The sequence below is a fragment of the Nocardia sp. NPDC059236 genome (genome assembly GCF_042754085.1).
In the GTDB taxonomy this organism is placed as follows: Bacteria; Actinomycetota; Actinomycetes; order Mycobacteriales; family Mycobacteriaceae; genus Nocardia.
Genome location: NZ_JBHZAF010000001.1, coordinates 607,857 through 634,189, shown reverse-complemented (window position 1 = coordinate 634,189; position 26,333 = coordinate 607,857). Strand labels below are relative to the sequence as shown.

The 26,333-nt window shown below is 68.9% G+C and carries 25 protein-coding genes; 9 read left to right on the top strand and 16 right to left on the bottom strand.

The window, feature by feature from the left end; all coding sequences use genetic code 11:
- Positions 1-121: 121 nt before the first annotated feature.
- The 11 genes from ACFXIV_RS03160 to ACFXIV_RS03110 form a co-directional block, all read right to left on the bottom strand.
- Positions 122-550 (bottom strand): VOC family protein, encoded by a 429-nt coding sequence (locus ACFXIV_RS03160; RefSeq protein WP_379400459.1) that lies wholly within the window; start codon positions 548-550, stop codon positions 122-124.
- A 183-nt stretch (positions 551-733) separates the two neighbouring features.
- On the bottom strand, positions 734-1,582 hold the full coding sequence (locus ACFXIV_RS03155; protein ID WP_379400460.1) for a patatin-like phospholipase family protein: 849 nt from the start codon (positions 1,580-1,582) through the stop codon (positions 734-736).
- A gap of 58 nt (positions 1,583-1,640) precedes the next feature.
- Positions 1,641-2,189, bottom strand: a complete 549-nt coding sequence (locus ACFXIV_RS03150; RefSeq protein ID WP_379400461.1) for a nuclear transport factor 2 family protein — start codon at positions 2,187-2,189, stop codon at positions 1,641-1,643.
- 172 nt (positions 2,190-2,361) lie between these two features.
- Positions 2,362-3,186 (bottom strand): orotidine-5'-phosphate decarboxylase, encoded by an 825-nt coding sequence (gene pyrF, locus ACFXIV_RS03145; protein ID WP_379400462.1) that lies wholly within the window; start codon positions 3,184-3,186, stop codon positions 2,362-2,364.
- Positions 3,183-6,488 (bottom strand): carbamoyl-phosphate synthase large subunit, encoded by a 3,306-nt coding sequence (carB, locus tag ACFXIV_RS03140; RefSeq protein WP_379400463.1) that lies wholly within the window; start codon positions 6,486-6,488, stop codon positions 3,183-3,185. Before carB ends, pyrF begins: the two co-directional genes overlap by 4 nt.
- Positions 6,488-7,606 (bottom strand): glutamine-hydrolyzing carbamoyl-phosphate synthase small subunit, encoded by a 1,119-nt coding sequence (gene carA / locus ACFXIV_RS03135; protein ID WP_379400464.1) that lies wholly within the window; start codon positions 7,604-7,606, stop codon positions 6,488-6,490. The genes carB and carA overlap by 1 nt, the downstream gene beginning before the upstream one ends.
- Positions 7,603-8,103 carry a transporter gene (locus tag ACFXIV_RS03130; RefSeq protein WP_379400465.1) on the bottom strand — a complete coding sequence of 167 codons (501 nt, stop codon included), beginning with the start codon at positions 8,101-8,103 and terminating at the stop codon, positions 7,603-7,605. Before ACFXIV_RS03130 ends, carA begins: the two co-directional genes overlap by 4 nt.
- A gap of 104 nt (positions 8,104-8,207) precedes the next feature.
- Complete coding sequence (locus tag ACFXIV_RS03125; protein WP_379400466.1) at positions 8,208-9,500, bottom strand: dihydroorotase; 1,293 nt, start codon at positions 9,498-9,500, stop codon at positions 8,208-8,210.
- Positions 9,501-9,588: 88 nt separating this feature from the next.
- Positions 9,589-10,554, bottom strand: coding sequence for an aspartate carbamoyltransferase catalytic subunit (locus ACFXIV_RS03120; RefSeq protein ID WP_379400468.1), 966 nt, complete (start codon positions 10,552-10,554; stop codon positions 9,589-9,591).
- Positions 10,551-11,189: a bifunctional pyr operon transcriptional regulator/uracil phosphoribosyltransferase PyrR gene (pyrR, locus tag ACFXIV_RS03115; RefSeq protein WP_379400469.1), complete on the bottom strand. Its 639-nt coding sequence runs from the start codon at positions 11,187-11,189 to the stop codon at positions 10,551-10,553. The genes ACFXIV_RS03120 and pyrR overlap by 4 nt, the downstream gene beginning before the upstream one ends.
- 246 nt (positions 11,190-11,435) lie before the next feature.
- Positions 11,436-12,644, bottom strand: coding sequence for an ROK family protein (locus ACFXIV_RS03110; RefSeq protein WP_379400470.1), 1,209 nt, complete (start codon positions 12,642-12,644; stop codon positions 11,436-11,438).
- A gap of 103 nt (positions 12,645-12,747) precedes the next feature.
- On the opposite strand from ACFXIV_RS03110, the gene ACFXIV_RS03105 reads away from it, so the two are divergent.
- From ACFXIV_RS03105 to ACFXIV_RS03090, 4 genes are all read left to right on the top strand, one after another.
- Positions 12,748-14,196, top strand: coding sequence for an APC family permease (locus ACFXIV_RS03105; RefSeq protein WP_379400471.1), 1,449 nt, complete (start codon positions 12,748-12,750; stop codon positions 14,194-14,196).
- Positions 14,197-14,277: 81 nt separating this feature from the next.
- Complete coding sequence (locus ACFXIV_RS03100; RefSeq protein ID WP_379400472.1) at positions 14,278-14,724, top strand: MarR family winged helix-turn-helix transcriptional regulator; 447 nt, start codon at positions 14,278-14,280, stop codon at positions 14,722-14,724.
- The gene (locus ACFXIV_RS03095; protein ID WP_379400473.1) at positions 14,721-16,088 is read left to right on the top strand and encodes an MFS transporter; all 1,368 of its coding nucleotides are present in this window, start codon (positions 14,721-14,723) and stop codon (positions 16,086-16,088) included. Before ACFXIV_RS03100 ends, ACFXIV_RS03095 begins: the two co-directional genes overlap by 4 nt.
- 99 nt (positions 16,089-16,187) lie before the next feature.
- On the top strand, positions 16,188-17,078 hold the full coding sequence (locus ACFXIV_RS03090; protein WP_379400474.1) for an alpha/beta fold hydrolase: 891 nt from the start codon (positions 16,188-16,190) through the stop codon (positions 17,076-17,078).
- A 3-nt stretch (positions 17,079-17,081) separates the two neighbouring features.
- On the opposite strand, the gene ACFXIV_RS03085 is transcribed toward ACFXIV_RS03090, so the two are convergent.
- Positions 17,082-17,681: a TetR/AcrR family transcriptional regulator gene (locus tag ACFXIV_RS03085; RefSeq protein ID WP_379400475.1), complete on the bottom strand. Its 600-nt coding sequence runs from the start codon at positions 17,679-17,681 to the stop codon at positions 17,082-17,084.
- Between the two features lie 106 nt (positions 17,682-17,787).
- Here ACFXIV_RS03085 and ACFXIV_RS03080 point away from each other — a divergent pair, with 106 nt between their 5' ends.
- Positions 17,788-18,840: an alpha/beta fold hydrolase gene (locus ACFXIV_RS03080; protein WP_379400476.1), complete on the top strand. Its 1,053-nt coding sequence runs from the start codon at positions 17,788-17,790 to the stop codon at positions 18,838-18,840.
- Positions 18,841-18,897: 57 nt separating this feature from the next.
- On the opposite strand, the gene ACFXIV_RS03075 is transcribed toward ACFXIV_RS03080, so the two are convergent.
- A complete protein-coding gene (locus tag ACFXIV_RS03075; RefSeq protein WP_379400477.1) occupies positions 18,898-20,352 on the bottom strand; it encodes an MFS transporter in 1,455 nt (484 codons plus the stop codon).
- Between the two features lie 36 nt (positions 20,353-20,388).
- Positions 20,389-21,057 carry an SGNH/GDSL hydrolase family protein gene (locus ACFXIV_RS03070; protein ID WP_379400478.1) on the bottom strand — a complete coding sequence of 223 codons (669 nt, stop codon included), beginning with the start codon at positions 21,055-21,057 and terminating at the stop codon, positions 20,389-20,391.
- A 455-nt stretch (positions 21,058-21,512) separates the two neighbouring features.
- Here ACFXIV_RS03070 and ACFXIV_RS03065 point away from each other — a divergent pair, with 455 nt between their 5' ends.
- Genes ACFXIV_RS03065 through ACFXIV_RS03055 form a run of 3 tightly spaced genes read left to right on the top strand, consistent with a single transcriptional unit; the run spans position 21,513 to position 23,062 of the window.
- A complete protein-coding gene (locus ACFXIV_RS03065) occupies positions 21,513-21,968 on the top strand; it encodes a roadblock/LC7 domain-containing protein (protein ID WP_379400479.1) in 456 nt (151 codons plus the stop codon).
- Between the two features lie 49 nt (positions 21,969-22,017).
- Entirely contained in the window at positions 22,018-22,389 is a 372-nt protein-coding gene (locus ACFXIV_RS03060; protein WP_379400480.1) for a hypothetical protein, read from the top strand.
- A gap of 46 nt (positions 22,390-22,435) precedes the next feature.
- Positions 22,436-23,062 carry an alpha-ketoglutarate-dependent dioxygenase AlkB gene (locus ACFXIV_RS03055; RefSeq protein WP_379400481.1) on the top strand — a complete coding sequence of 209 codons (627 nt, stop codon included), beginning with the start codon at positions 22,436-22,438 and terminating at the stop codon, positions 23,060-23,062.
- 73 nt (positions 23,063-23,135) lie between these two features.
- Here the strand turns inward: ACFXIV_RS03055 and ACFXIV_RS03050 are convergent, their stop codons facing one another.
- Positions 23,136-24,368: an FAD-dependent oxidoreductase gene (locus ACFXIV_RS03050; protein ID WP_379400482.1), complete on the bottom strand. Its 1,233-nt coding sequence runs from the start codon at positions 24,366-24,368 to the stop codon at positions 23,136-23,138.
- Positions 24,369-24,450: 82 nt separating this feature from the next.
- The gene (locus ACFXIV_RS03045; protein WP_379400498.1) at positions 24,451-24,963 is read right to left on the bottom strand and encodes a DUF4334 domain-containing protein; all 513 of its coding nucleotides are present in this window, start codon (positions 24,961-24,963) and stop codon (positions 24,451-24,453) included.
- Positions 24,964-25,099: 136 nt separating this feature from the next.
- On the opposite strand from ACFXIV_RS03045, the gene ACFXIV_RS03040 reads away from it, so the two are divergent.
- Positions 25,100-26,251 (top strand): serpin family protein, encoded by a 1,152-nt coding sequence (locus tag ACFXIV_RS03040; RefSeq protein WP_379400483.1) that lies wholly within the window; start codon positions 25,100-25,102, stop codon positions 26,249-26,251.
- Positions 26,252-26,333 lie beyond the last annotated feature (82 nt).

Sequence of the window (26,333 nt, the reverse complement as noted above, 5' to 3'; positions counted from 1 at the left end):
GGCTCAAACCTCCCGGCACCGAGAACTACGCCCGCCGCGGTGCGGCGGGCGTGAGAGAGGCGATACGGACAAGCGTTCGATCGCCCGCCGGAAGGGTTCGCCAACAGCGAACAAGATCGCGTCAGTCGTCGTAGTGGCACAGCTCCACGAGCGTGCCCTCCGGAGCCCGCACGTGCGCCACGCGCATGCCCCACGCGGGCTGATCGGCGGGCTCGGCGGCGATCCGGGCGCCGCGCTCGCGCAGGGTCTCGACGGCCGAGTCGACATCGGCGACGCGCAAAACCACGACGACCGTGTCGATCTCGCCGCGCGGGCGGTGCGCGGCGCCGATCGCGGCGTCCATGTAGGCGCGGGTGAACAGCGCGAGATCCTGGCCGCCGAGGGTGAAGCAGGCGTACGGGCCGGCGTCGGATTCGGGGACGTCGCCGGGCACCTCCTGCTTCAGGGGCAGGCCCAGGACGTCGCGATAGAAGCGATAGCTGGACGCGAAATCGTCCACCAGGACGCGGGTTTGGCCGTAGGAGACGAGGCCGAGGCCGGCGTCGGACATGAGAAATCCCACCTTTCTACCGAGCGGTCGGGTTTCAGCCTAGTGCTCCGGGGAAGGCGGCCGATCAGGCCCTCCGAGACGGAATCGGTTGCTCTCCATGGCGATTCGCAGGCCCAGCCCAACCGCGATGCCGCCCTCACCGGCAACTCCCGCGCGGCGGCCAGGTTCCGGTTCGGATCTGCTTCAGGCTGCGGGCCAGAAGTCCTTCAGGCCCGGGGCTGCCTCCACACCCTGCCGCAGACCCGCTTCATAGGCAGGTTCGAGGGCAGCGGCGTTGAACAGATCGGGACCGTAGGCGGCGATGGCACCTGCGTCCGGGACGATGAAACTCGTTGCCGCGCCGCCCAGGTCACGATCGGATGGGCTGTGCGGGAACAGGTGGGCCAGGGGTTCGATGATCAGGATGCGTTCCGCGCCCGCCGCCAGGTCGGCATTGATGGGTGAGCGCATACCGCCGTCGATGTAGAAGGTGCCGTCGACCAGGATGGGCGGGAAGACGCCGGGGACCGACGTGCTGGAGGCGAGGGCCTCGGGGAGGGTGGCCTTGCCATCGGGGGTCCAGACCTGGAGTTCGCCGGTGGTGACGCTGCAGGCGGTGATCCGGAGGTCGCGTCGCGGCCATTCGGCATTGCCGACGAAGGCGCCGATGCGGGCGACGTGGTCGGCCGGATCGCCGACGTTCATTTCGAGTGCACGGACGCCGGCGCGGCGACGGGCCTCGTTCGGGTCCAGACCAGGAGTGGCCAGAATGCCCATGATTTCGCCGAAGGCATTCGGGTCGAAGTTGATCGGCGGGGTGTCGGAGTCCGGGGAGGGCCGCCGGAGCAGCATGTTCAGATCGACCTCGGCGGCGAGCGCCGCGCCGACGACGGCACCGGCGGAGGTGCCGACGATTCGCTCGGCAAGTGCGGTGTCGATACCGTTCTCGCGCAGGCCGATGACAACCCCCGCCATCCAGCTCAGGCCGACCGCGCCACCCCCTCCGAGAACGAGCGCGTGACGAATTCCGTTGGGCGGCACTGCGGCAGACATGCCGCCCACTCTATCCCGAGTGCGACCGAACCGGAGGTGGTTCCTCCGAAAATCGGATTCAGGAACCGCACCTGGTGAAGGCGTCCGGTAGCGCGCCGTCACCGTAGATTCCGGCGGTCCGGCTCTCGAAGCGCGGCCCCTGCGGGGTCAGGGCGATGATGTCGTCGTAGGAACCCAGCGCCGAGAACTGGGCGTCAAATTGCTTGGTGGTGTCCACCTGCACCACGCCGACCGGGGTGAAGGCGTGCACCTTGTTGCCCTCCCGGATCATCAGCGTCTTGCCGGGGTAGTGTGCGAACACCTGGCCGGGCTGATGGGCCTTGGCCGCGAAGGCGGCCAGGGCGGTGCGGCCGTGGATCACCTGCCGGTTGCCGTCGCTGCCGGGGAAGCTGAAAACGCCGTCCTCGGTGAACAATCCGGCCCAGGCGTCGGACTGCCCGTAGTCGAAGTACGGGCCGTAGGCGGCGAAGAGGTTGTCGATCTGGGCGCGGGTCTCCGGGTTCGGGGTGTCGCAGGCGGGCGCGGCGGTGGCGACGCCCGCGCCGATGGGGGTGAGGGCAAGGCAGGCGGCGGCCAGCATGGTGGCGGCGAATGCGGTGGGGCGCATCGGGATTCCTTCCAGGGGGTGGGGTGGCTCGATCCTTGGAGCGAGCGGAAGGGCCTGCCAGCGGGTGTCCCGATGACCCGTCCCCGGTGTCCGATGAACGGGAATCGCCCCGGTCGCGCTGGGGCGGCCGGGGCGATTCCGCATCGGGTAGGGCGTTGCGGCGCTACCGTATTCAGTTCTGCAGGAAGGCGAATTCCGCTGCGAGCTCGGCGACCCGCTGCTTCAGCGCGGCGACCGACGGCCCCGACCTGAGGACCTCGCGGGAGACGTTCGGCAGGACCGCGCCGAGGCTGCTCGCGGGGACCAGCTTGCGGATCGACTCCGCTCCCCCGCCCTGCGCGCCGACACCGGGCATGAGGATGGGGCCGTTGAGCGCGCTCAGGTCCGGAGCCGCGTCCAGGGTCGCGCCGACCACCACACCGACGGAACCGAATTCGGCTCCGGCATTGGCGGCCGCGGCGTCGTCGACCATGCGCTGGGCGATGCTGCGGCCGTCGGAGCCAGTGATGTTCTGCAGTTCCACCGCCTCCGGGTTGGAGGTGGCGGCCAGCACGAACACGCCGCGGTCATTGGCCTCGGCGAGGTCCAGAGCCGGTCTGAGGGAACCGAATCCGAGGTACGGGGAGACGGTGACCGCGTCCGTGCCGAGCGGGCCGTCGCCGAGCCAGGCGTGGGCGTAGGCGTCCATGGTGGAGCCGATGTCGCCGCGCTTGGCGTCGGCCAGCACCAGGGTGCCCGCCGCCCGCAGTGCGGCAATCGTCTCCTCCAGCACCAGGATTCCGGCCGAACCGTAGGTCTCGAAGAACGCCACCTGCGGTTTGACCAGCGCCACCCGGCCCGCGAAGGCACGCACGCAGGCGTCGGCGAACTTCGCCACGCCCGCGGCGTCCTCGCTCAGGCCCCAGTCCCGCAGCAGCGTCGGATGCGGGTCGATGCCGACGCACAGCGGGCCGTGCTCGCGCATCGACTCCCGCAGCCGCGCACCGAAGGTCGTCATCCGCGCAGCACCGCGTGGAGTTCCTGCAGGGACCGCACGCCGATACCGCCGCGAATGGTGGCCTCGATGCCCTGCACGGCCGCGGCCGCGCCCTGCACGGTGGTGATGCACGGGATGTTCGCGCCCACCGCCGCGGTGCGGATCTCGTAGCCGTCCACGCGCGGGCCGTTGTTGCCGTACGGGGTGTTGAACACGATGTCGACGTCGCCGTCCTTGATCATGTCCACGATGCTGGGCTGGTCGGCCACCTCGTCGGAGTGCTTGCGCACCTGATCGCAGGGAATGCCGTTGCGGCGCAGCATTTCCGCGGTGCCTTCGGTGGCGAGGATGCGGAAGCCCAGGTCGTGCAGGCGCTTGACCGGGAACACCATGGCGCGCTTGTCACGGTTGGCGATGGACACGAACGCGGTGCCCTCGGTCGGCAGCGAACCGTAGGCGGCCGACTGCGACTTGGCGAACGCGGTGCCGAAGTCGGCGTCGATGCCCATGACCTCGCCGGTGGACTTCATCTCCGGGGAGAGCAGCGAATCCACGCCGGTGCCGTCGGGGCGGCGGAAGCGGTGGAACGGCAGCACGGCCTCCTTGACCGCGACCGGGGCGTCGATCGGCGCGTAGCCGCCGTCGCCCTCGGCCGGGAGCAGGCCCTCCTTGCGCAGATCGGCGATGCTGGCGCCCAGCGCGATTCGCGCCGCGGCCTTCGCCAGCGGCACCGCGGTGGCCTTGGAGACGAACGGCACGGTGCGGCTGGCGCGCGGGTTGGCCTCGAGGACGTAGAGCACGTCGTCCTTGAGCGCGTACTGCACGTTCAGCAGGCCCTTCACGCCGATGCCCTTGGCGAGCGCGGCGGTGGAGCGGCGCACGGCCTCGATATCGCTGCGGCCCAGGGTGATCGGGGGCAGGGCGCACGCCGAGTCACCGGAGTGGATACCGGCCTCCTCGATGTGCTCCATGACGCCGCCCAGGTAGACCTCCTCGCCGTCGCACAGGGCGTCGACGTCGATCTCGATGGCGTCCTCCAGGAACCGGTCGACCAGCACCGGGTGGTCCGGGGTGATCTCGGTGGCGCGGGAGATGTAGTCCTCGAGGGACTTCTCGTCGTAGACGATCTCCATGCCGCGGCCGCCCAGCACGTAGGACGGGCGCACCAGCACCGGGTAGCCGATCTCGTTGGCGATCTTCTTGGCCTGCGGGAAGGTGGTGGCGGTGCCGTACTTGGGAGCCGGAAGACCGGCTGCCACCAGGACATCGCCGAACTCGCCGCGGTCCTCGGCCAGGTCGATGGCCGCCGCGGAGGTGCCGACCACGGGCACGCCCGCGTCGGTGAGGCGCTGGGCCAGGCTCAGCGGGGTCTGGCCGCCGAGCTGGCAGATGACGCCCGCGACGGTGCCGGACTCGGTCTCGGCGTGGTACACCTCGAGCACGTCCTCGAAGGTGAGCGGCTCGAAGTAGAGGCGGTCGGCGGTGTCGTAGTCGGTCGACACGGTCTCCGGGTTGCAGTTGACCATGATCGTCTCGAACCCGGCGGCCGACAGCGTCTGCGCGGCGTGCACACACGAGTAGTCGAACTCGATGCCCTGACCGATACGGTTCGGACCCGAGCCGAGAATGATGACCTTCTCGCGTTCCTTCTGCGGCGCCACTTCGGATTCCGCGGCGGGATCCAGCTCGTAGGCCGAGTAGTGGTACGGGGTCTTGGCCTCGAACTCGGCCGCGCAGGTGTCGACGGTCTTGAACACCGGGCGGATGCCGAGGCGGTGGCGCAGCTCTCGCACGCCGCCCTCACCCGCGAGTTCCGGTCGCAGCGAAGCGATCTGGCGATCGGAGAGGCCGTAGTGCTTGGCCGTGCGCAGCAGCGGCTCGTCCAGCACGGGGGCGTCGATGATCTCCTGGCGCAGCTCCACCAGGCCCGCGACCTCGGCCACGAACCACGGGTCGATGCCGGACGCGGCGGCCACGTCCTCGATGCTCGCGCCCAGGCGCAGCGCCCGCTCCACCTGGTAGATGCGGCCCTCGGTCGGAACCTTCAGGTCCTCCAGGATGGCCTGCACGTCGGTCCACTCGCCGTCGGACTGGGTCCAGAAGCCCGCGGCCTTGGTCTCGAGCGAGCGCAGCACCTTGCCCAGGGCCTCGGAGAAGTTGCGGCCCATGGACATCGCCTCGCCGACCGACTTCATGGTGGTGGTCAGCGTCGGGTCGGCGCCCGGGAACTTCTCGAAGGCGAAGCGCGGGGCCTTGACCACGACGTAGTCGAGGGTCGGCTCGAAACAGGCCGGGGTCTCGCCGGTGATGTCGTTGAGGATCTCGTCGAGGGTGTAGCCGATGGCCAGCTTGGCGGCGATCTTGGCGATCGGGAAACCCGTCGCCTTGGAGGCCAGCGCGGACGAGCGCGACACACGCGGGTTCATCTCGATGACGATCAGGCGGCCGTCGCGCGGGTCCACCGCGAACTGGATGTTGCAGCCGCCGGTGTCGACGCCGACCTCGCGCAGGATGGCGATGCCCAGATCGCGCATCTTCTGGTATTCGCGGTCGGTGAGGGTCATGGCCGGGGCGACGGTGACCGAGTCACCGGTGTGCACGCCCATCGGGTCCACGTTCTCGATCGAGCAGACGATGACGACATTGTCCCTGCCGTCGCGCATGAGCTCGAGCTCGAATTCCTTCCAGCCCAGGATGGATTCCTCGATGAGCACGTTCGCGGTGGGCGAGGCGGCCAGGCCGCCGCCGGCGATGCGATCGAGGTCGTCGTGGTTGTAGGCCATGCCCGAGCCCAGGCCGCCCATGGTGAACGACGGGCGCACGACCACCGGGAAGCCCAGTTCCGCAACGGTTTCGCGGACCTCGTCCATGGTGTAGCAGACCTTGGAGCGCGCCGACTCGCCGCCGACCTTGGCGACGATGTCCTTGAACTTCTGGCGGTCCTCACCGCGCTGGATGGCCTCGAAGTCGGCGCCGATCAGCTCGACGTTGTACTTGTCGAGGATGCCGTTCTCGTGCAGGGCGACAGCGCAATTGAGCGCGGTCTGGCCGCCCAGGGTCGCCAGGATCGCGTCCGGGCGCTCCTTGGCGATGACCTTCTCGACGAATTCCCAGGTGATCGGCTCGACATAGGTCGAGTCGGCGAACTCCGGGTCGGTCATGATGGTCGCCGGGTTGGAGTTCACCAGCGACACGCGCAGGCCCTCGGACTTGAGGACGCGACACGCCTGGGTTCCCGAGTAGTCGAACTCGCAAGCCTGGCCGATGACGATCGGGCCCGAGCCGATCACCAGGATGTGGTTGAGATCGGTGCGGCGTGGCATCAGGCTCCTTCCATCAGCATGGCGAAACGGTCGAACAGGTAGGCGGCGTCGTGGGGTCCGGCCGCGGCCTCGGGGTGGTACTGGACGGAGAAGGCGCGGCCGCTCACCAGCTGCACGCCCTCGACGACACCGTCGTTGGCGCAGACGTGGCTGACCTCGGCCTTGCCGAACGGGGTGTCGAAAACCTCGCCGCGCTCGCCCTCCAGGGCGAAGCCGTGGTTCTGCGCGGTGATCGAGATGCGGCCCGAATGATGCTCGACGACCGGCACATTGATGCCGCGGTGGCCGAACTTCATCTTGTAGGTCTTGCGCCCGAAGGCGCGGCCCAGGATCTGGTTGCCGAAGCAGATGCCGAACAGCGGGATGTCCTCGCCCAGCACCTGCTGGGTGAGCGCCACCATGGCGTCCTGGGTGGCCGGGTCGCCCGGGCCGTTGGACAGGAACACACCGTTCGGGTTCAGTTCCTTGATCTGGTCGAAGGTGACGTTGGACGGCACCACGTGCACCCGCATGCCGCGCTGGGCGAACATGCGCGGGGTGTTGGACTTGATGCCCAGGTCCACCGCGACCACCGTGAAGCGGTGCTCGCCGATCGGGTCGACGGTGTACATCTCGTCGGTGGAGACCTCACCGGCCAGGTCCGCGCCCAGCATGGACTGCTGGCCGTTGACCTTGCCGAGCATGTCCTCGTACTCGGTGAGCGACTCACCGGAGAAGATGCCCGCCTTCATGGAACCGCGGGTGCGCAGGTGCCGCACCAGGGCCCGGGTGTCGATGCCCGCGATGCCGACGACGTTCTGGTTCTCCAGTTCGTCCTGCAGGGTGCGGGTGGCGCGCCAGTTGGAGGCGCGGCGCGCGGGGTCGCGCACGGCGTACCCGGCGACCCAGATCTTCGAGGACTCGTCGTCCTCGTCGTTCCAGCCGGTGTTGCCGATCTGCGGCGCGGTGGCCACCACGATCTGGCGGTCGTAGCTGGGGTCGGTGAGGGTCTCCTGGTAGCCCGTCATGGCGGTACAGAACACCGCCTCACCCAAGGTCTGCCCGACGGCGCCGAAGGTCGTCCCGCGGAACACGCGGCCGTCCTCGAGCACCATCACGGCAGTATTTCCGCTGCTCATGCCTCGTCTCCCGTCTTCGTAGCTGCTGCGGTCCATGCCGGGTACACCGCTTTGTCGTCACCGCGGAAACCGGTATCCACCTCGGTTCCCGTCGGCAATGTCCAGCGAATCACCAGCACACCGTCTTCCGTCATTACCTTGCCCGCGTGCCCGCGCTCGGCGCGCACCGCGGTAATGGATTCCTGGGGAATCCAGATCGCCGCCGCGCCGTCCCGCTCCAGCAGGATGCCGCGCTCGAACCGGGTCAGTTCCGCCGTGGCGCGGAAACCCAGGTCGCCCACCGTGATTCGCTGAATCCAGCTGGGGGCGAGGGTGCTGCCGAGGTAGAGCCCCGTGGTCGGCTCCAGCAGCTGCGCGCCGCAGTCGGCGGGCACCGGCGGCAGGTCGCCGATCGCCGAAGCCTGCTTCTGGGCCCGCCGGGTCCACGCCCGGTACATCAGCCACAGGCACAGCGCGAACAGCACCAGCAAAACCAGTACCTGCAGTGTGCGCTCCATTACGGTCCTCCGTGTCCTCTTGGGATGAGCGAGGGGACCTGCGTGGTTACGCAAGCTGCCGCCTCCGGCCCCTGAGCGCTCATCCCGTGGTTCCCCACCCGCCGCTAACCGGCGACGATCTTGCCGTCCCGGGCGGTGAGCCGGCCGCGCAGGAAGGTGGCGGTCACCTTCGCGGGCAGGGTCATCGCCTGGAAGGGCGTGTTGCGGGCGATCGAGGCGAGTTCGTCCGCCTCCACCGTCCATTCGGCGGCCGGGTCGATCAGCACCAGGTTGGCGGGTTCGCCGACCGCGAGCGGCCGGCCCTGATCGTCCAGGCCCACGATCCGCGCCGGGTTCTCGCTCATCACCTGCGCGATACCGCGCCAGTTGAGCAGTCCGGGCTTCACCATGGTCTCCACGATGATCGACAGCGCCGTCTCCAGGCCCAGCATGCCGGGACGGGCGGCCGCGAACTCGCAGCACTTGTCCTGGTCGGCATGCGGGGCATGGTCGGTGGCGACGCAGTCGATGACGCCCTCGGCGAGGGCCTGCCGCAGCGCGGCCACATCGGAGGCCTCGCGCAGCGGCGGGTTCACCCGGTTCACCGCGTCGTAGGTCTCCAGGCGCGAGTCGTCGAGCAGCAGGTGGTGCGGGGTCACCTCGGCGGTGATCGAAATGCCCTGGGCCTTGGCCCATTTCAGCAGTTCGACGGTGCCGGCGGTGGAGGCGTGGCAGATGTGCACGCGGGCGCCGGCATCGCGGGCCAGCAGCGCGTCGCGGGCCACGATGGACTCCTCGGCGGCGCGCGGCCAGCCGGCCAGGCCCAGGCGGGAGGCGGTCGGACCCTCGTGCGCGACCGCACCCTTGGTCAGACGCGGCTCCTCGGCGTGCTGGGCGATGAGCACGCCCAGCGAGTTCGCGTATTCGAGGGCGCGGCGCATGATCAGCGGGTCGTAGACACAGTGACCGTCGTCGGAGAACATGCGCACCCCGCCGACTCCGGCGGCCATGGTGCCCATTTCGGCGAGCTGCCTGCCCTCGAGCCCGACGGTGACCGCACCCACCGGGTGCACGTCGACCAGGCCGACCTCCTGGCCGCGCTTCCACACGTGGTCGGTGATGACCGCGGTGTCGGCGACCGGGCTGGTGTTGGCCATGGCGAACACCGCGGTGTAGCCGCCCAGAGCCGCTGCGGCGGAACCGGATTCGATGGTCTCGGTGTCCTCGCGGCCCGGCTCGCGCAGGTGGGTGTGCAGGTCGATGAAGCCGGGCAGCAGGAACTGCCCCTTGCCGTCGACGATCTCGGCGTCCGGGGCGGTCAGGCCGGCGCCGATCTCGCGGATCTCACCGTCGGCCAGCAACACGTCGACCGCATCGCCTTCGCCGTAGAGAAGGACATTCTTGATCAGGACGCTCATGCTGTCTCCTTTCCGCGCGATCGGGGGCCCTCCGTGGTTACGCAGGCAAGCACGGGGAGGAGGAGCGACGCCTCCGGGCCTGACCCGATCACGCGACCACCTCGTCGGTTCCGACCAGCAGGCGGAACAGCACCGCCATGCGCATATGGACTCCGTTGTTGACCTGTTGCAGCACAGCCGCTTTCGGGGAATCGGCCACGGAGAAGCCGATCTCCATACCGCGCAGCATGGGTCCGGGGTGCAGCACCACCGCGTGCTCGTCGAGCATCTTCATCCGGCGCTCGTTGAGGCCGTACCGGATCGAGTACTCGCGCGCCGACGGGAAGAAGCCGCCGTTCATGCGCTCGGCCTGCACGCGCAGCATCATGACCGCGTCCGCGCCCGGCAGCTCGGCATCGAGGGAATCCGAGACCCGCACCGGCCAGGCTTCCACGCCCACCGGCAGCAGCGTGCGCGGCGCGACCAGCACGACCTCCGCACCGAGCGTGCTGAGCAGGAACGCATTCGAGCGCGCGACCCGGCTGTGCAGGATGTCGCCGACCAGCACGACCCGCTTGCCCTCCAGGTCGCCGAGCCGCTGACGCAGGGTCAGCGCGTCCAGCAGCGCCTGGGTCGGGTGCTCGTGCGTGCCGTCGCCGGCATTGATGATCGCGGGGCCGGGACCGGCGTAACCGCTTGCGGCCTCGTTCATCTCGGCGAACCAGCGCGCGATCTGATGGGCCGCGCCCGATGCCGGGTGCCGCACGATGAGCGCGTCCGCGCCCGCCGCGTGCAGGGTCAGCGCGGTGTCGCGCAGCGACTCGCCCTTGGAGACCGAGGAACTCGACGCGCTGACATTGATGACGTCGGCACTCATCCACTTGCCCGCGACCTCGAAGGACACGCGGGTGCGAGTGGAGTTCTCGAAGAACACGGTCATGACCGTGCGCCCGCGCAGCGTCGGCAGCTTCTTGACCTCCCGGCCCAGCAGCGCCTGCTCGAACCGCTCGGCCTCGTCGAGCAGGCCGGTGGCGGCGTCCCGGTCCAGGTCGGTGACCGACAGCAGGTGCTTCACTGGTTGTCACCTTCCTGACGCAGGTAGACACCGTCGCGTCCGTCGTGCTCGCGCAGCAGCACCGAGATGTCCTCGGTGCGGGCGGTGGGAACGTTCTTGCCGACATAGTCGGCGCGGATGGGGAGTTCGCGATGGCCACGATCGATGAGCACCGCCAGCTGCACCGCGCGGGGGCGGCCCAGATCGCGCAGGCCGTCCAGCGCGGAGCGCACGGTGCGGCCGGAGAACAGCACATCGTCGACCAGCACCACCAGCGCGTCCTCGATCCCGCCCTCGGGCACCGAGGTGCGCTCGAGCGGACGGTGCGGCTTGGAGCGCAGATCGTCGCGGTAGAGGGTGATGTCCAGGGAGCCGATCGCGGGGCGGACACCGGAGAATTCCTCGATCCGGCCGGCCAGACGATGGGCGAGAGTGGTTCCGCGGGTGGGGATTCCGATCAGCACCACGCGAGCAACCTGGGGGTCGCCGGAGTCCAGAGCCGTCTTCTCGATGATCTGGTGCGCCATGCGCGCGATGGTCCGGCCCACATCCGAATCCGAGAGCAGCTCGCGTCCGGTCTGGACCCGGTCCGGGTCGTGCCGCTGCGAGACCTCGGCAGCGCTCGACTTGGCCGCCCGGTCTTCGGGCACAGCCATGCCGACCTCCTTCCCCGCCTCACGGGACGGTCCGTTAAAGGATGTCTTTCGAGCGGTCACCCTACCAGCGCGCTTACCCGCAGTTGACCGCACACCCCCCTCCGCAACCGGCGTCAGCGTGCCCTTCGCGACACGCCGCGACCAGCCCGAACCCGAAACGTCCAGACCAACCGGCAAGCCCGCAGCTATGCGAGCCCGGTCGCCCTGTGGCCAGGTTCACGATCCAGCCGCCGGAGCAGTCCGGCGTCAGTGGCTGCTCGGGGTTCTGCGGTCGAAGACCAAGGGGCGGGCGGTGCGCAGGGCGGTGGCGATGGCGCCGAGCAGCACGGCGTCGTCGCCCAGTTCACTCGGACGGACGGTGGGGCGCAGCGGGGTCGTCCGTTGCAGCGCCGCGCGGACCTGGTCGAGCAGTAGGTCGGCGCTGCGGCCGAGGCCGCCGCCGACCACGATGACATCGGGGTCGAGGACCGCGGTGACGGCGGCCACCACCAGGGCGATGCGTTCGCCTTCCTGGCGGACCACCTCGGTGGCGATGGCGTCGCCGGCGCGGGCGGCATCGAAGACGCGTTTGGCGGTGAGGCGGCCGGTCATGCCGCGGGCGCGGGCGGCGCGGACCACGGCGTCGGCGGTGACGGCCTCCTCGAGGGCGCCACGCCGGGAGACGCCGGCGGCGGTATCGCCGAAAGCGGCGGGAAGGAAGCCGACTTCGCCGGCCGCGCCATGGGCGCCGGTGAAAAGCTCGCCCTGGGAGACGATTCCGACGCCGAGGCCGGTGCCGATGAGGACGTAGACGAACAGGCGGCTGCCGCGGCCGCCGCCGAGGGCGTACTCGCCGAGAGCGGCGAGGTTGGCGTCATTGTGGACGGACAGCTCGGAAACGCCGAGAGCGTCGCGTAATTCGTCGAGCAGGCCCACACGGCCCCACCCGGGCAGGTTGACGGCGTAGTGCATCCGGCCGTCCTGGGGATCGAAGACGCCGGGGCTGCCGAGGACGGTGCGGACGATACGGTCCACGGGAATCGCGGCGTCGCTCAGGGTTTCGCGCACGGCCCCGGCCGTCGTCCGGGCGAGTGCGGTGGCGGTGCGCGCACGGTTCGGAATGTCGGTGCGGGACAGTACTCTTCCCGACAGATCGGCCACGGCGGTCCGCAGGAACGCGCGGCCGACGTCGATGCCGAGCACATAGCCCGCGGTCGGATCCGGTTCGTACAGCACCGCCGTCCGCCCGCGCTCGGGGACGACCGTCCCGACCTCCCGCACCAGCCCGTGCTCCTGCAGCGCGGCAAGGGCGCTGGACACGGTGGGCTTGGACAGGCCGGTGTCACGGGCGAGCTGGGCACGCGAGCTGGGTCCGGCGGTGCGCAGCTGCTCGAGCAGCAACCACTCGTTGTTGCTGCGCAAACGCTGCCTGTTCCAAGGGAGTTCGTCCATGACCGTCCGATTCTGATGCGTCATCGAGCCGACTGTAAACAATCGGCCGCAGCCCTTGACTCCGATAGTAAAGGAATTTAACTTTACAAAACCCATACGCCCTCCCCTGCGCGACCCGGAGGCAGCCATGACCGGCCCCCGCACCCTCCCCCGGAGAATCGGCCTGTTCCAGGCCACGACCATCAATATGAGCCAGATGGTCGGCATCGGACCCTTCGTCACCATCCCCCTCATGGTCGCGGCCTTCGGCGGGCCGCACGCCGTCATCGGATTCGTCGCCGGCGCGGTGCTGGCGCTGGCCGACGGCCTGATCTGGGCCGAACTCGGCGCGGCCATGCCGGGCGCGGGCGGCACCTATGTGTATCTGCGCGAGGCGTTCCAGTACCGCACGGGACGGCTCATGCCGTTCCTGTTCGTCTGGACCGCAATCCTTTTCATTCCGCTGATCATGTCGACCGGGGTGCAGGGACTCGTGCAGTACCTGACCTATCTGTGGCCGTCCATGACCACCGGGCAGGGTGACATCGTCGGGCTCGCGGCGGTGGCGCTGGCCGTGGTGCTGCTGTGGCGGCGGGTGGATTCCATCGGCCGCATCACCGTGGTGATGTGGGCGGTCATGATCGTGTCGGTGGCCGCGGTGATCCTGGCCGCGTTCACCCACTTTCATCCGAGCATGGCATTCACCTGGCCCGACCATGCCATCGATTTCGGTCGGGGCGGCTTCTGGCTGGGCTTCGCCTCCGGGCTCACCATCGGCATCTACGACTACCTGGGCTACAACACCAGCGCATACATCGGTGCGGAGCTGAAGAGTCCGGGGCGGGTCCTCCCCCGCTCGATCATCTACGCGGTGCTCGCGGTCATGGTCATCTATCTCGCCATGCAGATCGGTGTGCTCGGTGTCATCGACTGGCACGACATGCTCGACCCGAACAACGTTGCCTCACAATCGGTTGCGTCGGCGGTGCTGGAGAAGACCTTCGGAAAGGGTGCCGCCGATGTGGTGACCGTGCTGATTCTCGTCACCGCCTTCGCCTCGGTCTTCGCCGGACTGCTCGGCGGCTCCCGCGTACCGTTCGACGCCGCTCGCGACGGGGTGTTCTTCCGATCCTTCGGACGGCTGCACCCCGAACACGAGTTCCCGATGCTCGGGCTGATCGTGATGGGTGCGATCACCGCGGCCGGGTTCGTCTTCGCCCGGCATGTCGGCGCCTCGGCCACCCATCCCCCACTGGCGGTACTGATCTCACTGCTGACCACGGTCATGGTGATCGTGCAGGCCTTCGCGCAGATCGCGGCCGTAGCCGTCCTGCGGCGACGGCAGCCCGGGCTCGCGAGGCCCTACCGGATGCTGCTGTATCCGCTGCCGGCGGTCGTGGCGGCCATCGGCTGGGCGGTCATCTACGGGTACGCCGACAAGGCGAATCCGGGCGTGCACCCGATCGAGTGGTCACTGGCCTGGACCGCCCTGGGTATCGCGGCCTTCCTGCTCTGGTCGCGGGTGGAGAAGACCTGGCCGTTCGGGCCGAAGCAGATCCGTGAGGAGTACCTCGACGCCGAGCCCGCCGCCGCCTGACCGGCCGACCGTGGCGAGATAGACAATTCAGGTTGTTCAATTTCAATTGCGCAATCTGGATTGTCTATCTAGGGTCGAGGCATGACCGATGCCCCCGCGATCCTGTCCGTGTCCTCGGCCCGGGCGGCCCGGGAACTGCGCGTGCTGGTGAGCCGCCTGCGGCGGCGGTTCCTCGAGGCGTCGGACAATGTGGAGCTGACGCCCTCGCAGCTGTCGGTGCTGAGCCGGTTGAAGAACGGTGATGCCACCGCCAGCGAGATCGCCGCCGCGGAGCGGGTGCGGCCGCAGGCCATCGCCGCCCACCTGGCCATTCTCAGTGACCGCGGCTTCGTGCTGCGGCGGCCCGATCCCAAAGACGGCCGGCGGCAACTGGTTTCGCTGAGCCCGGCCGGGCGGGAGCTGATGGCGGGCCGCAGCCGGGCGGGGCAGGAATGGCTCACCACCGCGCTCGAGGAGAAGTACACCGAGGCCGAGCGGCAGACGCTGCTGGCGGCGCTGGAGCTACTGGAAAGACTCGGGCCGCAGTGATCTCCACGCTGCACCGGCGGACCCGGGAGCGCCCGCCCGACGGGTTCGACCGGCGGCTGCTGGTGCCCATGATCACCAGCTCGATCCTCAACCCGATCAATTCGTCCATCATCGCGGTCTCGCTGGTGCCGATCGGTGTGGCGTTCGGCGCGCCGGCGTCGGAGACCGCGTGGCTGGTGTCGGCGCTGTATCTGGCCACCGCCATCGGGCAGCCGGTGGTGGGGCGGCTCATCGATCTCCACGGGCCGCGGCGGCTGTATCTCGGCGGCGCCGCGCTCACCGGATTCGCCGGCCTGCTGGGCATGGTCGCACCGAGTCTCTGGGTGCTGGTGCTGGCGCGGGTGATTCTCGGATTCGGCACGTGCGCGGGCTATCCCGCATCCATGTACCTGATCCGCAGCGAGTCCGAACGCACCGGGAAGAACAGTCCCCAGGGGGTGCTGACCGCCCTGGCCGTGGCCACTCAGACCATTGCCGTCATCGGCCCGACACTGGGCGGTCTCCTGATCCATCTCGGCGGGTGGCGGGCGACGTTCGCGGTCAATCTGCCACTGGCACTGGTCTGCCTGGTCATCGGATGGCGGCGGATAGCGAGAACCGATGCGCCGCACGGCGGCCGGTGGTCGGATCTCGACCTGCCCGGAATCGGGCTGTTCGCGACGATGCTGATCAGCTTCCTGTTCTTCCTGATGAAACCGCAAGCGGCGCACTGGTATCTGCCGGTGCCGGCGATCGCCGCCGGGGCCGGACTGGTGTGGCGGGAGCGGCGGGCCGAGCGGCCCTTCCTCGATGTGCGGCTGCTCGCGGGCAATGTCCCGCTGCTGGCCACCTACACCCGCACCCTGCTGACCGCCCTGGTCGGCTACTGCTTCCTGTACGGCTTCACCCAATGGCTGGAGGAGGGGCGCGGTCTCTCCGCCGCCGGGGCGGGCCTGATCCTGCTGCCCATGTCGGCCATCGCGATCGGCGTCTCCGCGCTCACCGGACGGCGTCCCGAGATTCGCGGCAAGCTGCTGGTCGGCTGCACCTGCCAGGTGGTCATGACGGTGCTGCTGCTGACCCTGCACTCCGGCACCGCCCTGTGGTTGCTGGTCGGCGCGGCCGTCATCAACGGCATCCCGCAGGGGCTCAACAATCTGGCCAACCAGAACGCCCTCTACCACCAGGCCGAGCCGGAGCGCATCGGTTCCTCGGCGGGCCTGATGCGGACCTTCTCCTATTTCGGCGCGATCGGGTCGGCGGCGGTGAGTGGCGCATTCCTCACCCCGGGTTCCGGCATCGCGGGACTGCACAATCTGGCCGCGTTCATGCTGGCGGCGGCGGCATTGTGCCTGGTCCTCGCGGTGATCGACCGCTCGCTGTGACCAGCGGCGACCAGCGCGACGGCCGGCCCTCACCGCCGGCGGTCCTAGCTACCGGCCAGTCTTCATACACCGTAAACACGCGTGTGCAATGCTCGAAGGGTGAGCAACGACGCTGAATTCACCGAACCCGCCCGGGTGAGCTTCCGTGGGCACGGCGGTATCACCATCGCCGGGGACAGCTGGGGACCCCAGGACGGCCCGCTGGTGGTGTTCCTGCACGGCGGCGGGCAGACCCGCGGTTCGTGGAAGGATTCCGGACTCGCCCTGGCCAAGGCCGGGATGCACGCCGTCCTGCTCGACGCGCGCGGGCACGGCGACAGCGACTGGGACCCGGACGGCAACTACACGCGCGAGGCCATGGTCGAGGACCTCATGGCGGTGCTGCGCGAACTGGACAAGCCCGCCTTCATCGTCGGCGCCAGCATGGGCGGCCTGACCGGGCTCATGGCCACCACCCACCCGGAGCGCGAGCGCATCACCGGTCTCGTCCTCGTCGACGTGGTGCCGCGTCCCGAGCGCAAGGGCGTCGAGCGCGTCATCAACTTCCTCAGCAGCAACCCCGAGGGCTTCGCCAGCCTCGAGGAGGCCGCGGACGCCGTCGCCGCCTACCTCCCCCACCGCCGCCGGCCGCGCAATCCCGAAGGGCTGCAACGTAATCTGCGCCAGCGCGCCGACGGCCGCTGGTACTGGCACTGGGATCCCGCCATGATGGGCGGCCCGCGCGACGGGCGCGGCGAGGAGATCGACGTGCACACCGAGCAGCTGGAGAACGCGGCGCGGCAGCTGACCATCCCGGTGCTGCTGGTGCGCGGCGCGCTGTCCGACGTCGTCAGCGAGGCGGGCGTGGCCGCGTTCCGGGCCCTGGTCCCGCAAGCCGACTACACCGAGATCGGCACCGCGGCGCACACCGCCGCCAGCGACGCCAATGACGAATTCACCGACGCGGTGGTCGATTTCGTGCGCGCCCAGGTCGGCGACCAGGGCCGCTAGCCGCTATTCGCCGGCGAACACCCGGTCGAGCAGGTGGTCGAGCAGTTCGACCGCCGTCTCCCGGGTGGTCCCGCCGGCCAGGACCGCCTGACTGATCCCGGTGACCGCCAGCACGATCAGCTCCGCGTCGAGTTCCAGTGCACGCGTGCCGGTTTCGCCCGGACGCTCCCGCCGCAGCTGCTCGGTGAAGCTGGTGATCAGATACCGCGGCGCGCCCATCATCTCCTCCGAGGTGACGGTATTGCCGGTCAGATTGGCCGCATGGAAGGCCGCGAACACCAGATTGTCCTGGTGCCGAACATCATCCAGGGCAATCAGCCCGAGCGAGACAGCCCGGATGACCTCGCGCGGAGCGGCATCGGGCCCCAGCGCTCCGAGCGCCTCCGCGAACCCTCTCCCCCAGTCCTCCACCACCGCACGATGCGTGGCGAGCATGAGATCACGCTTGGTGCCGAAGTAGTACTGGATCAGTCGTACCGAGATCCCCGCCTCCGCCGCCACAGACTGGAACGTGGCGGCATCCAGCCCACCGGCGGCAATGACCGCGCGCGCGGCCGTGGTGATCTCCCGCCGCCGCTGCTCGTGATCCACCAAACGCGGCATATGACCAGCTCTCCTATGACTCCCGGGCATCGAAGTTTTTGATGGTACGCCCATATCATTTTTATGGTACGTTCGTATCATCAACGCTGATGAGCGGGGAGGCGCAATGGCCGGGATCGGGCAATGGAAGAACGAGGCGGCACAGGACGCCTACATGAAGGCCTACACGTCACTGTCGAAGCTGTGGACCATTCCGTCCACCGCGCCGGCGGACGTACTCGCGGCCGACTGGACCGACAACAACCACTGCACGAAAGCAGAAGGGGAAGGCTTGATGGCCAACAAGATCGGACGTTTCACCAGCGCGAAGGCCGAGGAGAACTATCTGCGCGCCTATGACGCGATGGCCGCGCGGTGGCCGGTGCCGTCGATCGATCTCGATATCGAAACCTCGTTCGGGACGACGCGAGTGCGCAAATCCGGATCGGGGGACGGGACGCCGATCGTGCTGTTGCCGGGGATGCCGGGCAATGGGCTGTTCTGGGAGTCGGTGATCGCGGAGCTGTCGCGGGATCGGGTGGTGTACACCGTCGATCCGCTCGGATGGGCGGGGCGCAGCGAACAGACCGCGCCGTTGCGCGACGAGGAGGACATTGTCCGATGGTTGATCGAGGTGTTCGACGGATTGGGTGCCGAGCGTGTGCACCTGGGCGGGTACTCCGTCGGCTCCTGGTTGTCGCTGCTGGTCGGCGTCCACCATTCCGACCGGGTGGCGAGTCTGACCATGCTCGAACCCGGCGGCGCCACTTTCACCAAGCCGCGCTGGAGTGTGCTGTTCAGGTTCCTCATCGGCGGGATCGTGCCGACACGCAAGCGGCTGGCGAAGCTGACGGAGTGGCTCACGCCCGGCCTGCAGATCAGCGAGGAGCAGTGGGCATTGACGTTGAGCGCCATCAAGTTCCGCATCGCCATGCCGTGGGAGCGGCCGCTCACCGATGAGCAGCTGGCGGCCGTCACCGCGCCGCTGATGGTGCTGTTCGGCGCTACCACGGTCGCCAACGATCCGGAGGTGGGCGCGCGGCGGGTCCGGGAGCACATTCCGGGGGCCGAGGTCGAGATCTACCCGGGCGTGGGCCACGAGATGCTGTGGGCCATCCCCGAACAGGTGATTCCGCGGTTCCTCGACTTCGTGAACGAGCACGATCAGGTCCGGGCCTGAGCGGTAGCGGACGCTGACGGCCAGGCCCGGGGCGTGGCCGTCAGCGCGTCGACCTGCTCAGTCCGCGGCCGCCGGCCGCCTCGGCAGCAGGAAGACGACAATGCCCGCGATGACCGCGACGCCGAACGTCGCGAAGGACGCGACGGCAAAGGCGTGCCCGGCGGCGGCGACCCTGCCGACCGCGTCGGGGTGGAACGAACCGAAGAAGATCGCTCCGATCACGGCGACGCCCAGCGCTCCGCCGCACTGCTGGGCCGTGGACAAGGCACCCGACGCGACACCGGCCGACTCCGGCCGCACGCGGCTCAGCACCGTGTTGAGCGCCGGCGTAATGACCAGTCCGCCACCGATGCTCTGCAGCACGAGGGTGGGGATCACGAGCAGCGGAGTGATGCGCGGGCCGGCCGTCAGCAGCAGTCCCGTCGCCAGATAGCCGCTCGCCATGATGATCGCCCCGATCTCGAGGACGCGGCGGCCATATGTCGGGATGGTCCGGCTCGCCACCATGCTGAACACGAAGAACGCGATGGCTGCCGGCGTGTAGACCAGGCCCGCGCCGACCGCGGACATCCCGAGTCCCTGCTGCATCGTGACCGACAGGGCCAGGTAGTAGGAGTAGATCAGCGCGTACAGCGCGAGGACGAGCACGATCCCGAGCGAGAACGAACGCTGCCGGAACAATGTGAGCGGTACCAGCGGATCCCCGCCGCGCCGTTCCAGATTCCGCTCGATCGCGACGAACACCCCGAAAGCGACGGCGCTGCCCGCGAAGCAGGCCCACGCCCAGCCGGGCCATCCCGCCTGCTGTCCCTGAATCAGCGGCAGCACCAGTAGGAGCAGGGCGGTACTCAGCACCACGACGCCGGGCAGATCCAGCTTCCGGGTGACGGCCGCGCCGGTCGCCGGCACGGAGCGCACGGCCAGCCCGAAAAGGACGATTCCGATCGGCACGTTCACCCAGAACACCAGCCGCCAGCCGGAGCCGAAAAGGTTTGCGCCGATGAGCAATCCACCGATGACCTGCCCGCCGATGGTGGCGATCCCCATGACGATGCCGAGTACGCCGTAGACGCTGTGCCGCCGCGCCGCCGGCACCAGCACCGTGACGTAGGCGAACACCTGCGGAACCATCAGAGCGGCACCCAGCCCCTGGATGACCCGCGCGGCGATCAGGCTGCCCGCGGTCGGAGACAGCGCGCACGCCACCGAGGACAGGGTGAACAGCGCCACCCCGAACAGGAAGACACGTTTGCGGCCGTACAGGTCGGCCAGGCGCGTAGCGGTAATGATGAAAACCGCGTAGCCGAGTTGATAACCGGCCAGCACCCACTGGACCTCGCCGGCGGAGGCATGCAGATCCGCCACGATCGACGGGGCGGCGACCACGACGATGAACGAGTCGAGGACCGCTATGAACAAGGCGGCCAGGACAATCGATACCGTTATCCAGGGGATGGCTTCAGCGTCCTGCGCCAGGATCGGCCGACCGGCTGAGTGCTGAGTGACTGCCACGATGAGAACCTCTTCATTTGTCGGGGTCCGGCGCGTTCAGTTGCGCCCGAACGAATTCGCCAGCCTCTTCACCACTTCGGCCGCCATCACGGCCTGACCGGAGGTCGAGAAGTGGATGCGGTCCGCGCTGAGCAGGTTGTCGCGGTCGTTGACCGGGTGGTCCCACATCTCGACCACGAGGGCGCCGTACTCGGCCGCCAGCCCGCGCACGATCTCGTTGACCGCGGCGACCCGTTCCGGCCAGTCCGGGAAGACCGGGACGACATAGGCCCGGCCGAGCGTGAATGTGGTGAGCAGGGCGCCGGTCTGCTTCGCCAGGTCGTACATCTGCCGCAGTGTCCGCTCGATCTCGCCGAAGTCCGGTGTGCGCCGTGCGATGTCGTTGGCCCCGCAGGGCAGGTGAACCAGGTCCGGGGAGAACTCGAGCAGGCGGGCGGCCTGATTCTCGAGCGTCTGCGCGGTCGTCGCCCCGACCTCGGAGACATTGAGGTAGTCCAGGCCCGGCCGGACCGTCCGCAGGATCTCGGCCACCCGGTCCGGCCAGCCCACATCCCGGTAGCCCGGTGTGGGATCGCCGATTCCCGCCGAAAGACTGTCTCCCACAACGGCATACCTCCCCCATGGAGCCCCGGCCAGCAGTGCGACGGCATCTGCTCGGTCCAAACAGAACGGATCGGTCGCCTCGGTGAAGACGTGTTGTTCCATGCAGAAAACAATACGTCCGCCCGTATGCATACTCAAGAGGATTCATCCCACACGCACCGGACCCGGGCGCGACTGGTCGGTCGGTTTTGAAATGCCCAGGCGCGCAAGTCATGCGGAGTCGACGGTTCGGGTATGCAGAAGCGCCCGTGCCGAAAATCGGCCCAGCACAGGAGTGCACATTGTTGCTGCGCATTCGCCGATGGATCGCTATTCTGGATGGAGCCGAAGGTGAGCTTGTGAAACCATCAGCGCCCCAATGGGATCGGAGGCGTTGGCACGCGCACGTCGTGGCTATTGTGTTCGTTTGTCCAAGTTGCGGCGGGTCCGGAATCGAAGCGCTGTCACACGGCAAATGGAGAGCTCTCACAGATCACGCAGTGACACACCGCGTTCGGCTCGAGATCGATCGACACGAGTATGAGCGAAGAGGTTCCAGCCGAGACAGGAGACGAGCCATGACGATCACGCCGGAAGCCATCGCCCTCACCGGCCCGGGAAGCGGGGCTCGTATCAATCCACCGCGGACGGAGCCGGCGAACAACGACCTGGATGTCCACCTACGCGCGCTACGGCGACGCGTTCCGCACCTGATCGGATCCGCGGTGGCCTCGAGCGACGGCCTGCTACTGGCCGACGATCTCCCGGATGCCATAGAAGCCACCGGCATTGCGGCACTGACCGCGGCACTGCTGTCGGTGTCGCTGACCTTCGCGGCCGCCACCCATGGCGCCGACCTGCACGAGGTCGTCCTCGACAGCGGCGTCGGCCATGTCGTGGTCTACCGCGCCGGACCCATCGCCTGCCTGGCCCTGCTCACGGGCGCCGACGCCACGCTGGCCCGTGTTCATCTGGAAGCCCGCCCGGTGGTCCGCGCCATCGCCGCGACCCTGGCGCCGGCCCAGCACGACTGACGGCACCCGAATTCCACCGATCGATGACATCACACGGAAAGGGAGACACATGTCGAATCTGGATGTGGCACTGAAGGACATGATGACCATCGACGGGGCGCTCGGCGCCGCGATCGTCGACTACAGCAGCGGGATGACCCTCGGCACCGCCGGCGGATCCCGATCCCTGGACCTGCAGCTCGGCGCGGCCGGCAATACCGAGGTGGTCCGCGCCAAGATGCGCACCATCGAGCAGCTCGGCCTCGACGAGGGTATCGAGGACATCCTGATCACCCTGACCGGCCAGTACCACCTGCTGCGCCCGCTGAGCGCGCACCCGTCGAGTCACCTGTTCCTCTATCTCGCCCTCGACCGCATCCGCGGCAACCTGGCCCTGGCCCGCCACCAGCTCCGCAAGATCGACGAAGAACTCGACATCTGAACAGCTCTATCGAACATACGTTCGGAACTGTGGTAGGTTATTCGGCATGTCGACGCCTTGGCAGGGATCACTTCTGGACGGCTTCGGGGAAGTGGAACTCGGTGCGCTGCAGGGGATACGGCGCACCGAGCTCGGCGACGGCGCCTGGGTGGATGTGCTGCCGGGCTGGTTGAGTGGCGCCGGCGTGCTGTTCGAACGGCTCGTCACGGAGGTGCCGTGGCGTGCGGATCGGCGGGCGATGTACGACCGGATGGTGGATGTGCCGCGGCTGCTGTGCTTCTACGAGGCGGAGCGGGCGCTACCGGATCCGGTACTCGTCGAGGCACGGGAGGCGTTGAGCGCGCACTACTCCCCTGAACTGGGCGAGCCGTTCACCACCGCGGGCCTGTGCTACTACCGCGACGGAAACGACAGCGTCGCCTGGCACGGGGACACCTTCGGGCGCGGCGCCACCGACGACACCATGGTGGCCATCGTCTCGGTGGGCGCGGCGCGCGCCCTGCTGCTGCGCCCGCGCGGCGGCGGGGCGAGCGTGCGGTATCCCCTCGGGCACGGGGATCTCATCGTCATGGGCGGCTCCTGTCAGCGCACCTGGGAGCACGCGATACCCAAGACCAGACGGCCGGTGGGGCCGCGCATCAGCATTCAATTCCGCCCGCGCGGCGTCCGATAACGAGGGGTCCGGACGCCGCGCACACTTCCCCGCACCCGAGGGGCGTAGGCGGCATTCCGGCCGGATGCTCCGGTCAGGCGCGGCGAGCGAAGTCCGGGACCGGTTCGGGAATCACACCCCGTGCCACCAGGAAGGCCGGGAGGCTGCGGATCACCGGGATTCGGCGGAAGATCTTCAATGCCACGGGCGTTTCGCGCGAATTCGAGACGTTCAGCCGGCCCCCGACCGCGGGGCGCACGATCTGCGTGTGGGCGAGGCGCTGCATGCCCTGGATAACGACGGTCGGCAGCATCCGGCGACGCTGCACGCGGGCCAGATCCGCGGTGGTCACGGTGTGCGACAACAGTTTCGGGGCGAGTATGCGGGCCGTCGCGATCGCGTCCTGGACCGCCAGGTTGATGCCGACCCCGCCGATCGGTGACATGGCGTGGGCGGCGTCGCCGATGCACAGCAGTCCGTCGGTGTACCAGCGGTCGAGCCGATCCAGCTTGACGTTCAGCAGTTTCACCTCGTCCCAGCTCCGGAGCGCGTCGGTCCGGTCGGCCAGCCACGGCACCACCGCGGCCAGGCTGCGCATGATCTCCGCGACCGGGTGCCGCGCACGCAGTTCCGCGTCGCTGCCCTTGGCGATGAGGGTGGCGCTCTGCCAGAAGTCGCCGCGATCGAACATGACCACCATGCGATGGGCGCTGACCACCGGAACGAGTCCGGCCGGGTCGGTACTGTTGCGCGGGATCCGGAACCACCAGGCATCGAACGGCGTCGGCCAGTCCCGCACGCTCAGGCCCGCGGCCGCACGCAACACCGACGCGCGGCCGTCACAGGCCACCGTCAGATCGGCCCGAATCTCGCCGGTCACACCGTCTTTCGTGCGATAGCGGACACCGGCCACCACGCCGTCCTCGCGCACCAGATCGACCGCCTCGGTGTTCATCCGCAGCCGGAAGGCCGGTTCGGCATCGCCGACGCGGGCCAGCAGATCCAGCAGGTCCCACTGCGGCACCATGGCCACGTACTTGTGCCGGCCCGGAAGGTGGGAGAAGCTCGCCAGCGACTCCATGCGGCCGCCGATCGGGATCTGCACGGTGGTCAGCCGCCGCTGCGGCAGTTTCGCGAAGTCCTCGCACAGCCCCAGGGCGTCGATGAGGTCCAGGGTGGTGGGGTGCACGGTGTCGCCGCGGAAGTCGCGCAGGAAGTCACCGTGTTTCTCCAGCACCGTGACCTCGATGCCGCCGCGGGCCAGCAGCAGCCCCAGGAACATTCCCGCCGGTCCCCCGCCGACGATCAGACAGGTCGTACGTTCCATCGGGACCTCCCGAGCCGTTGACCACCGCCTCCCTCGATGGTAGGCCGAGTGCGGCTCGGGCACAGTCGCTTCGCCGCCCGGGCTAGCGGTCGCGGTCGAGCACGAAGAAGTAGGGCTCGGTCAATCCGCGCTTGTCCATCACACCCAGCAGGGTGTCCTCGTCGACCTTGCGGAAGACGTCGATGATCGGCAGATCGTCGTAGATCATTGCGGCACTGGCCTTTCCACGGAATTCCAGATTCCGCAGGCGGGCGCGCGGAGTCCGGGTTTGCAGCACCGGCCGCAGCACCCCGAGCGACCGGCGCACCGGTTTCAGCGTGTCGACCGGCACCTTTCCCGCCAGGAACAGGGGCACCCGCCGCGGATCCACCGGGAAGATGTCCCCGGCCGGATCGGAGAACAGCAGCGGCTGCACGCTGTCGGCGCTGTCGAATTGCTTGCCGTACCAGCCGCTTTCCACCAGCATCCCGTCCCAGGGATGGCCGGTCGCCACCTCGGCCCCGCGCCACCGCCCGGTGGTGATCTCCTCGACCCGCACCGCCGGCAGGCTGTCGAACAACTCCCAGGCCCGTGCGGCCGTGCCGTCCCCCGCCATCAGCGCCCGCAACCGCAGCGCGCCATCCGTGGCGGACTCGGCGGCAACCATCATGATCTCCTCGATGAGAGCAAACGACACAATTTCTCTCACTGTATCCGGCGGCCCTTGCTCACACCACACCTAGGCTGGCGTCATGCCGACCCCGCTGCCCGCCCACATCGCCGCCGCCAACCGCCTCACCGCCCGCTGGTGCGCCGCAGCCGGGGCCGGCGACTTCGTACTGTCCGGCTGCGGCGTCTGGCCGCTGCTCGCCCTGCTGGCCTCCGCCGCCGACGAGCCCGGACGCAGCGAACTCGCCACGGCCACCGGCATTTCCGCCGCCGACGGCCACGACCGCGCGCTGGATCTGCTGCGCACACTGGCCGAGGCCGACTCGGTCTCGGCGGCACTCGGCCTCTGGGTCCGGCGGGACCTGCCGCTGCACCCGGAGTGGTCGCAACGCCTGCCGTCGGGAACCGTGGAGACCCTCACCGATCAGGCCGCGCTCGACACCTGGGCAAACGACCACACCGACGGCCTGATCGAGAAGTTCCCGCTCCCGATCGACGCCGCGACGGTCCTGGTGCTCGCCACCGCGCTGGTCGCTCGCACTCGGTGGGAGGCTCCCTTCCACCGGACCACCATCCAGGTCACCGACGGACCGTGGCGCGGGCACAGCGGTCCCGCGCTGCGCCGGTTCTCGTCGCGGCCACAGCACGCGAGCGTACTCGGCGCCGGTACGGCGGTGACCCGCGTAATCGTCTACGGCACAGAAGATCTCGACGTACACCTGCTCCTGGGTGAGGGCACGCCGGGCACGGTTCTGACGACCGGCCTCGACGCACTGGACGGCACCATCCCGATCCGGACGGACCTGCCCGCAGGCACCGAGGCACCCGGACTGAGAGTACAGGCCGCGCCCGATCACGGACAGGGCGACAGCCTGGAAACCCTGTTGCCGCCCTTCGAGATTCGCAGCCTGCACAACCTGATCGACCAGTCGGCACTGTTCGGCCTGACCACGGTGACCGACAGTGCGCGCGGCCACTTCCCGGCGATGTCGGCGCGCCCGCTCTACGTCGACCAGGCCGCGCAGGACGTGTTCGCGCGCTTCACCGAGACCGGGTTCGATGCCGCCGCGGTCACCGCGCTGTCGATGAACCTGGCCAGCGCCCGGTTCCCGAGACCCGCGCACACCGTGCTGCACACCACGGTGACGTTCGACCGCCCGTTCGGATTCCTGGCCGTGCACCGGCCCACCGGACTGGCCGTGGTCGCCGGATGGGTCGCGCACCCCGGTCGCTGACGACAAGGCCCGCCCGCCAAGCCCTTTTTGTCGAAACTACAAAAAGTTGTCCCGAACCTCTGGTGCCTGCCGTTTTAGTCAT

Excerpts from the sequence above, each read along its gene's own strand:
- ACFXIV_RS03160 (WP_379400459.1), bottom strand. The coding sequence starts at position 550 with ATGTCCGACGCCGGCCTCGGCCTCGTCTCCTACGGCCAAACCCGCGTC.
- ACFXIV_RS03155 (WP_379400460.1), bottom strand. The coding sequence starts at position 1,582 with ATGTCTGCCGCAGTGCCGCCCAACGGAATTCGTCACGCGCTCGTTCTC.
- ACFXIV_RS03150 (WP_379400461.1), bottom strand. The coding sequence starts at position 2,189 with ATGCGCCCCACCGCATTCGCCGCCACCATGCTGGCCGCCGCCTGCCTT.
- pyrF (WP_379400462.1), bottom strand. The coding sequence starts at position 3,186 with ATGACGACCTTCGGTGCGCGGCTGCGGGAGTCGATGCGCGAGCACGGC.
- carB (WP_379400463.1), bottom strand. The coding sequence starts at position 6,488 with ATGCCACGCCGCACCGATCTCAACCACATCCTGGTGATCGGCTCGGGC.
- carA (WP_379400464.1), bottom strand. The coding sequence starts at position 7,606 with ATGAGCAGCGGAAATACTGCCGTGATGGTGCTCGAGGACGGCCGCGTG.
- ACFXIV_RS03130 (WP_379400465.1), bottom strand. The coding sequence starts at position 8,103 with ATGGAGCGCACACTGCAGGTACTGGTTTTGCTGGTGCTGTTCGCGCTG.
- ACFXIV_RS03125 (WP_379400466.1), bottom strand. The coding sequence starts at position 9,500 with ATGAGCGTCCTGATCAAGAATGTCCTTCTCTACGGCGAAGGCGATGCG.
- pyrR (WP_379400469.1), bottom strand. The coding sequence starts at position 11,189 with ATGGCTGTGCCCGAAGACCGGGCGGCCAAGTCGAGCGCTGCCGAGGTC.
- ACFXIV_RS03110 (WP_379400470.1), bottom strand. The coding sequence starts at position 12,644 with ATGACGCATCAGAATCGGACGGTCATGGACGAACTCCCTTGGAACAGG.
- ACFXIV_RS03105 (WP_379400471.1), top strand. The coding sequence starts at position 12,748 with ATGACCGGCCCCCGCACCCTCCCCCGGAGAATCGGCCTGTTCCAGGCC.
- ACFXIV_RS03100 (WP_379400472.1), top strand. The coding sequence starts at position 14,278 with ATGACCGATGCCCCCGCGATCCTGTCCGTGTCCTCGGCCCGGGCGGCC.
- ACFXIV_RS03085 (WP_379400475.1), bottom strand. The coding sequence starts at position 17,681 with ATGCCGCGTTTGGTGGATCACGAGCAGCGGCGGCGGGAGATCACCACG.
- ACFXIV_RS03080 (WP_379400476.1), top strand. The coding sequence starts at position 17,788 with ATGGCCGGGATCGGGCAATGGAAGAACGAGGCGGCACAGGACGCCTAC.
- ACFXIV_RS03070 (WP_379400478.1), bottom strand. The coding sequence starts at position 21,057 with ATGGAACAACACGTCTTCACCGAGGCGACCGATCCGTTCTGTTTGGAC.
- ACFXIV_RS03065 (WP_379400479.1), top strand. The coding sequence starts at position 21,513 with ATGACGATCACGCCGGAAGCCATCGCCCTCACCGGCCCGGGAAGCGGG.
- ACFXIV_RS03060 (WP_379400480.1), top strand. The coding sequence starts at position 22,018 with ATGTCGAATCTGGATGTGGCACTGAAGGACATGATGACCATCGACGGG.
- ACFXIV_RS03055 (WP_379400481.1), top strand. The coding sequence starts at position 22,436 with ATGTCGACGCCTTGGCAGGGATCACTTCTGGACGGCTTCGGGGAAGTG.
- ACFXIV_RS03050 (WP_379400482.1), bottom strand. The coding sequence starts at position 24,368 with ATGGAACGTACGACCTGTCTGATCGTCGGCGGGGGACCGGCGGGAATG.
- ACFXIV_RS03045 (WP_379400498.1), bottom strand. The coding sequence starts at position 24,963 with ATGGCGGGGGACGGCACGGCCGCACGGGCCTGGGAGTTGTTCGACAGC.
- ACFXIV_RS03040 (WP_379400483.1), top strand. The coding sequence starts at position 25,100 with ATGCCGACCCCGCTGCCCGCCCACATCGCCGCCGCCAACCGCCTCACC.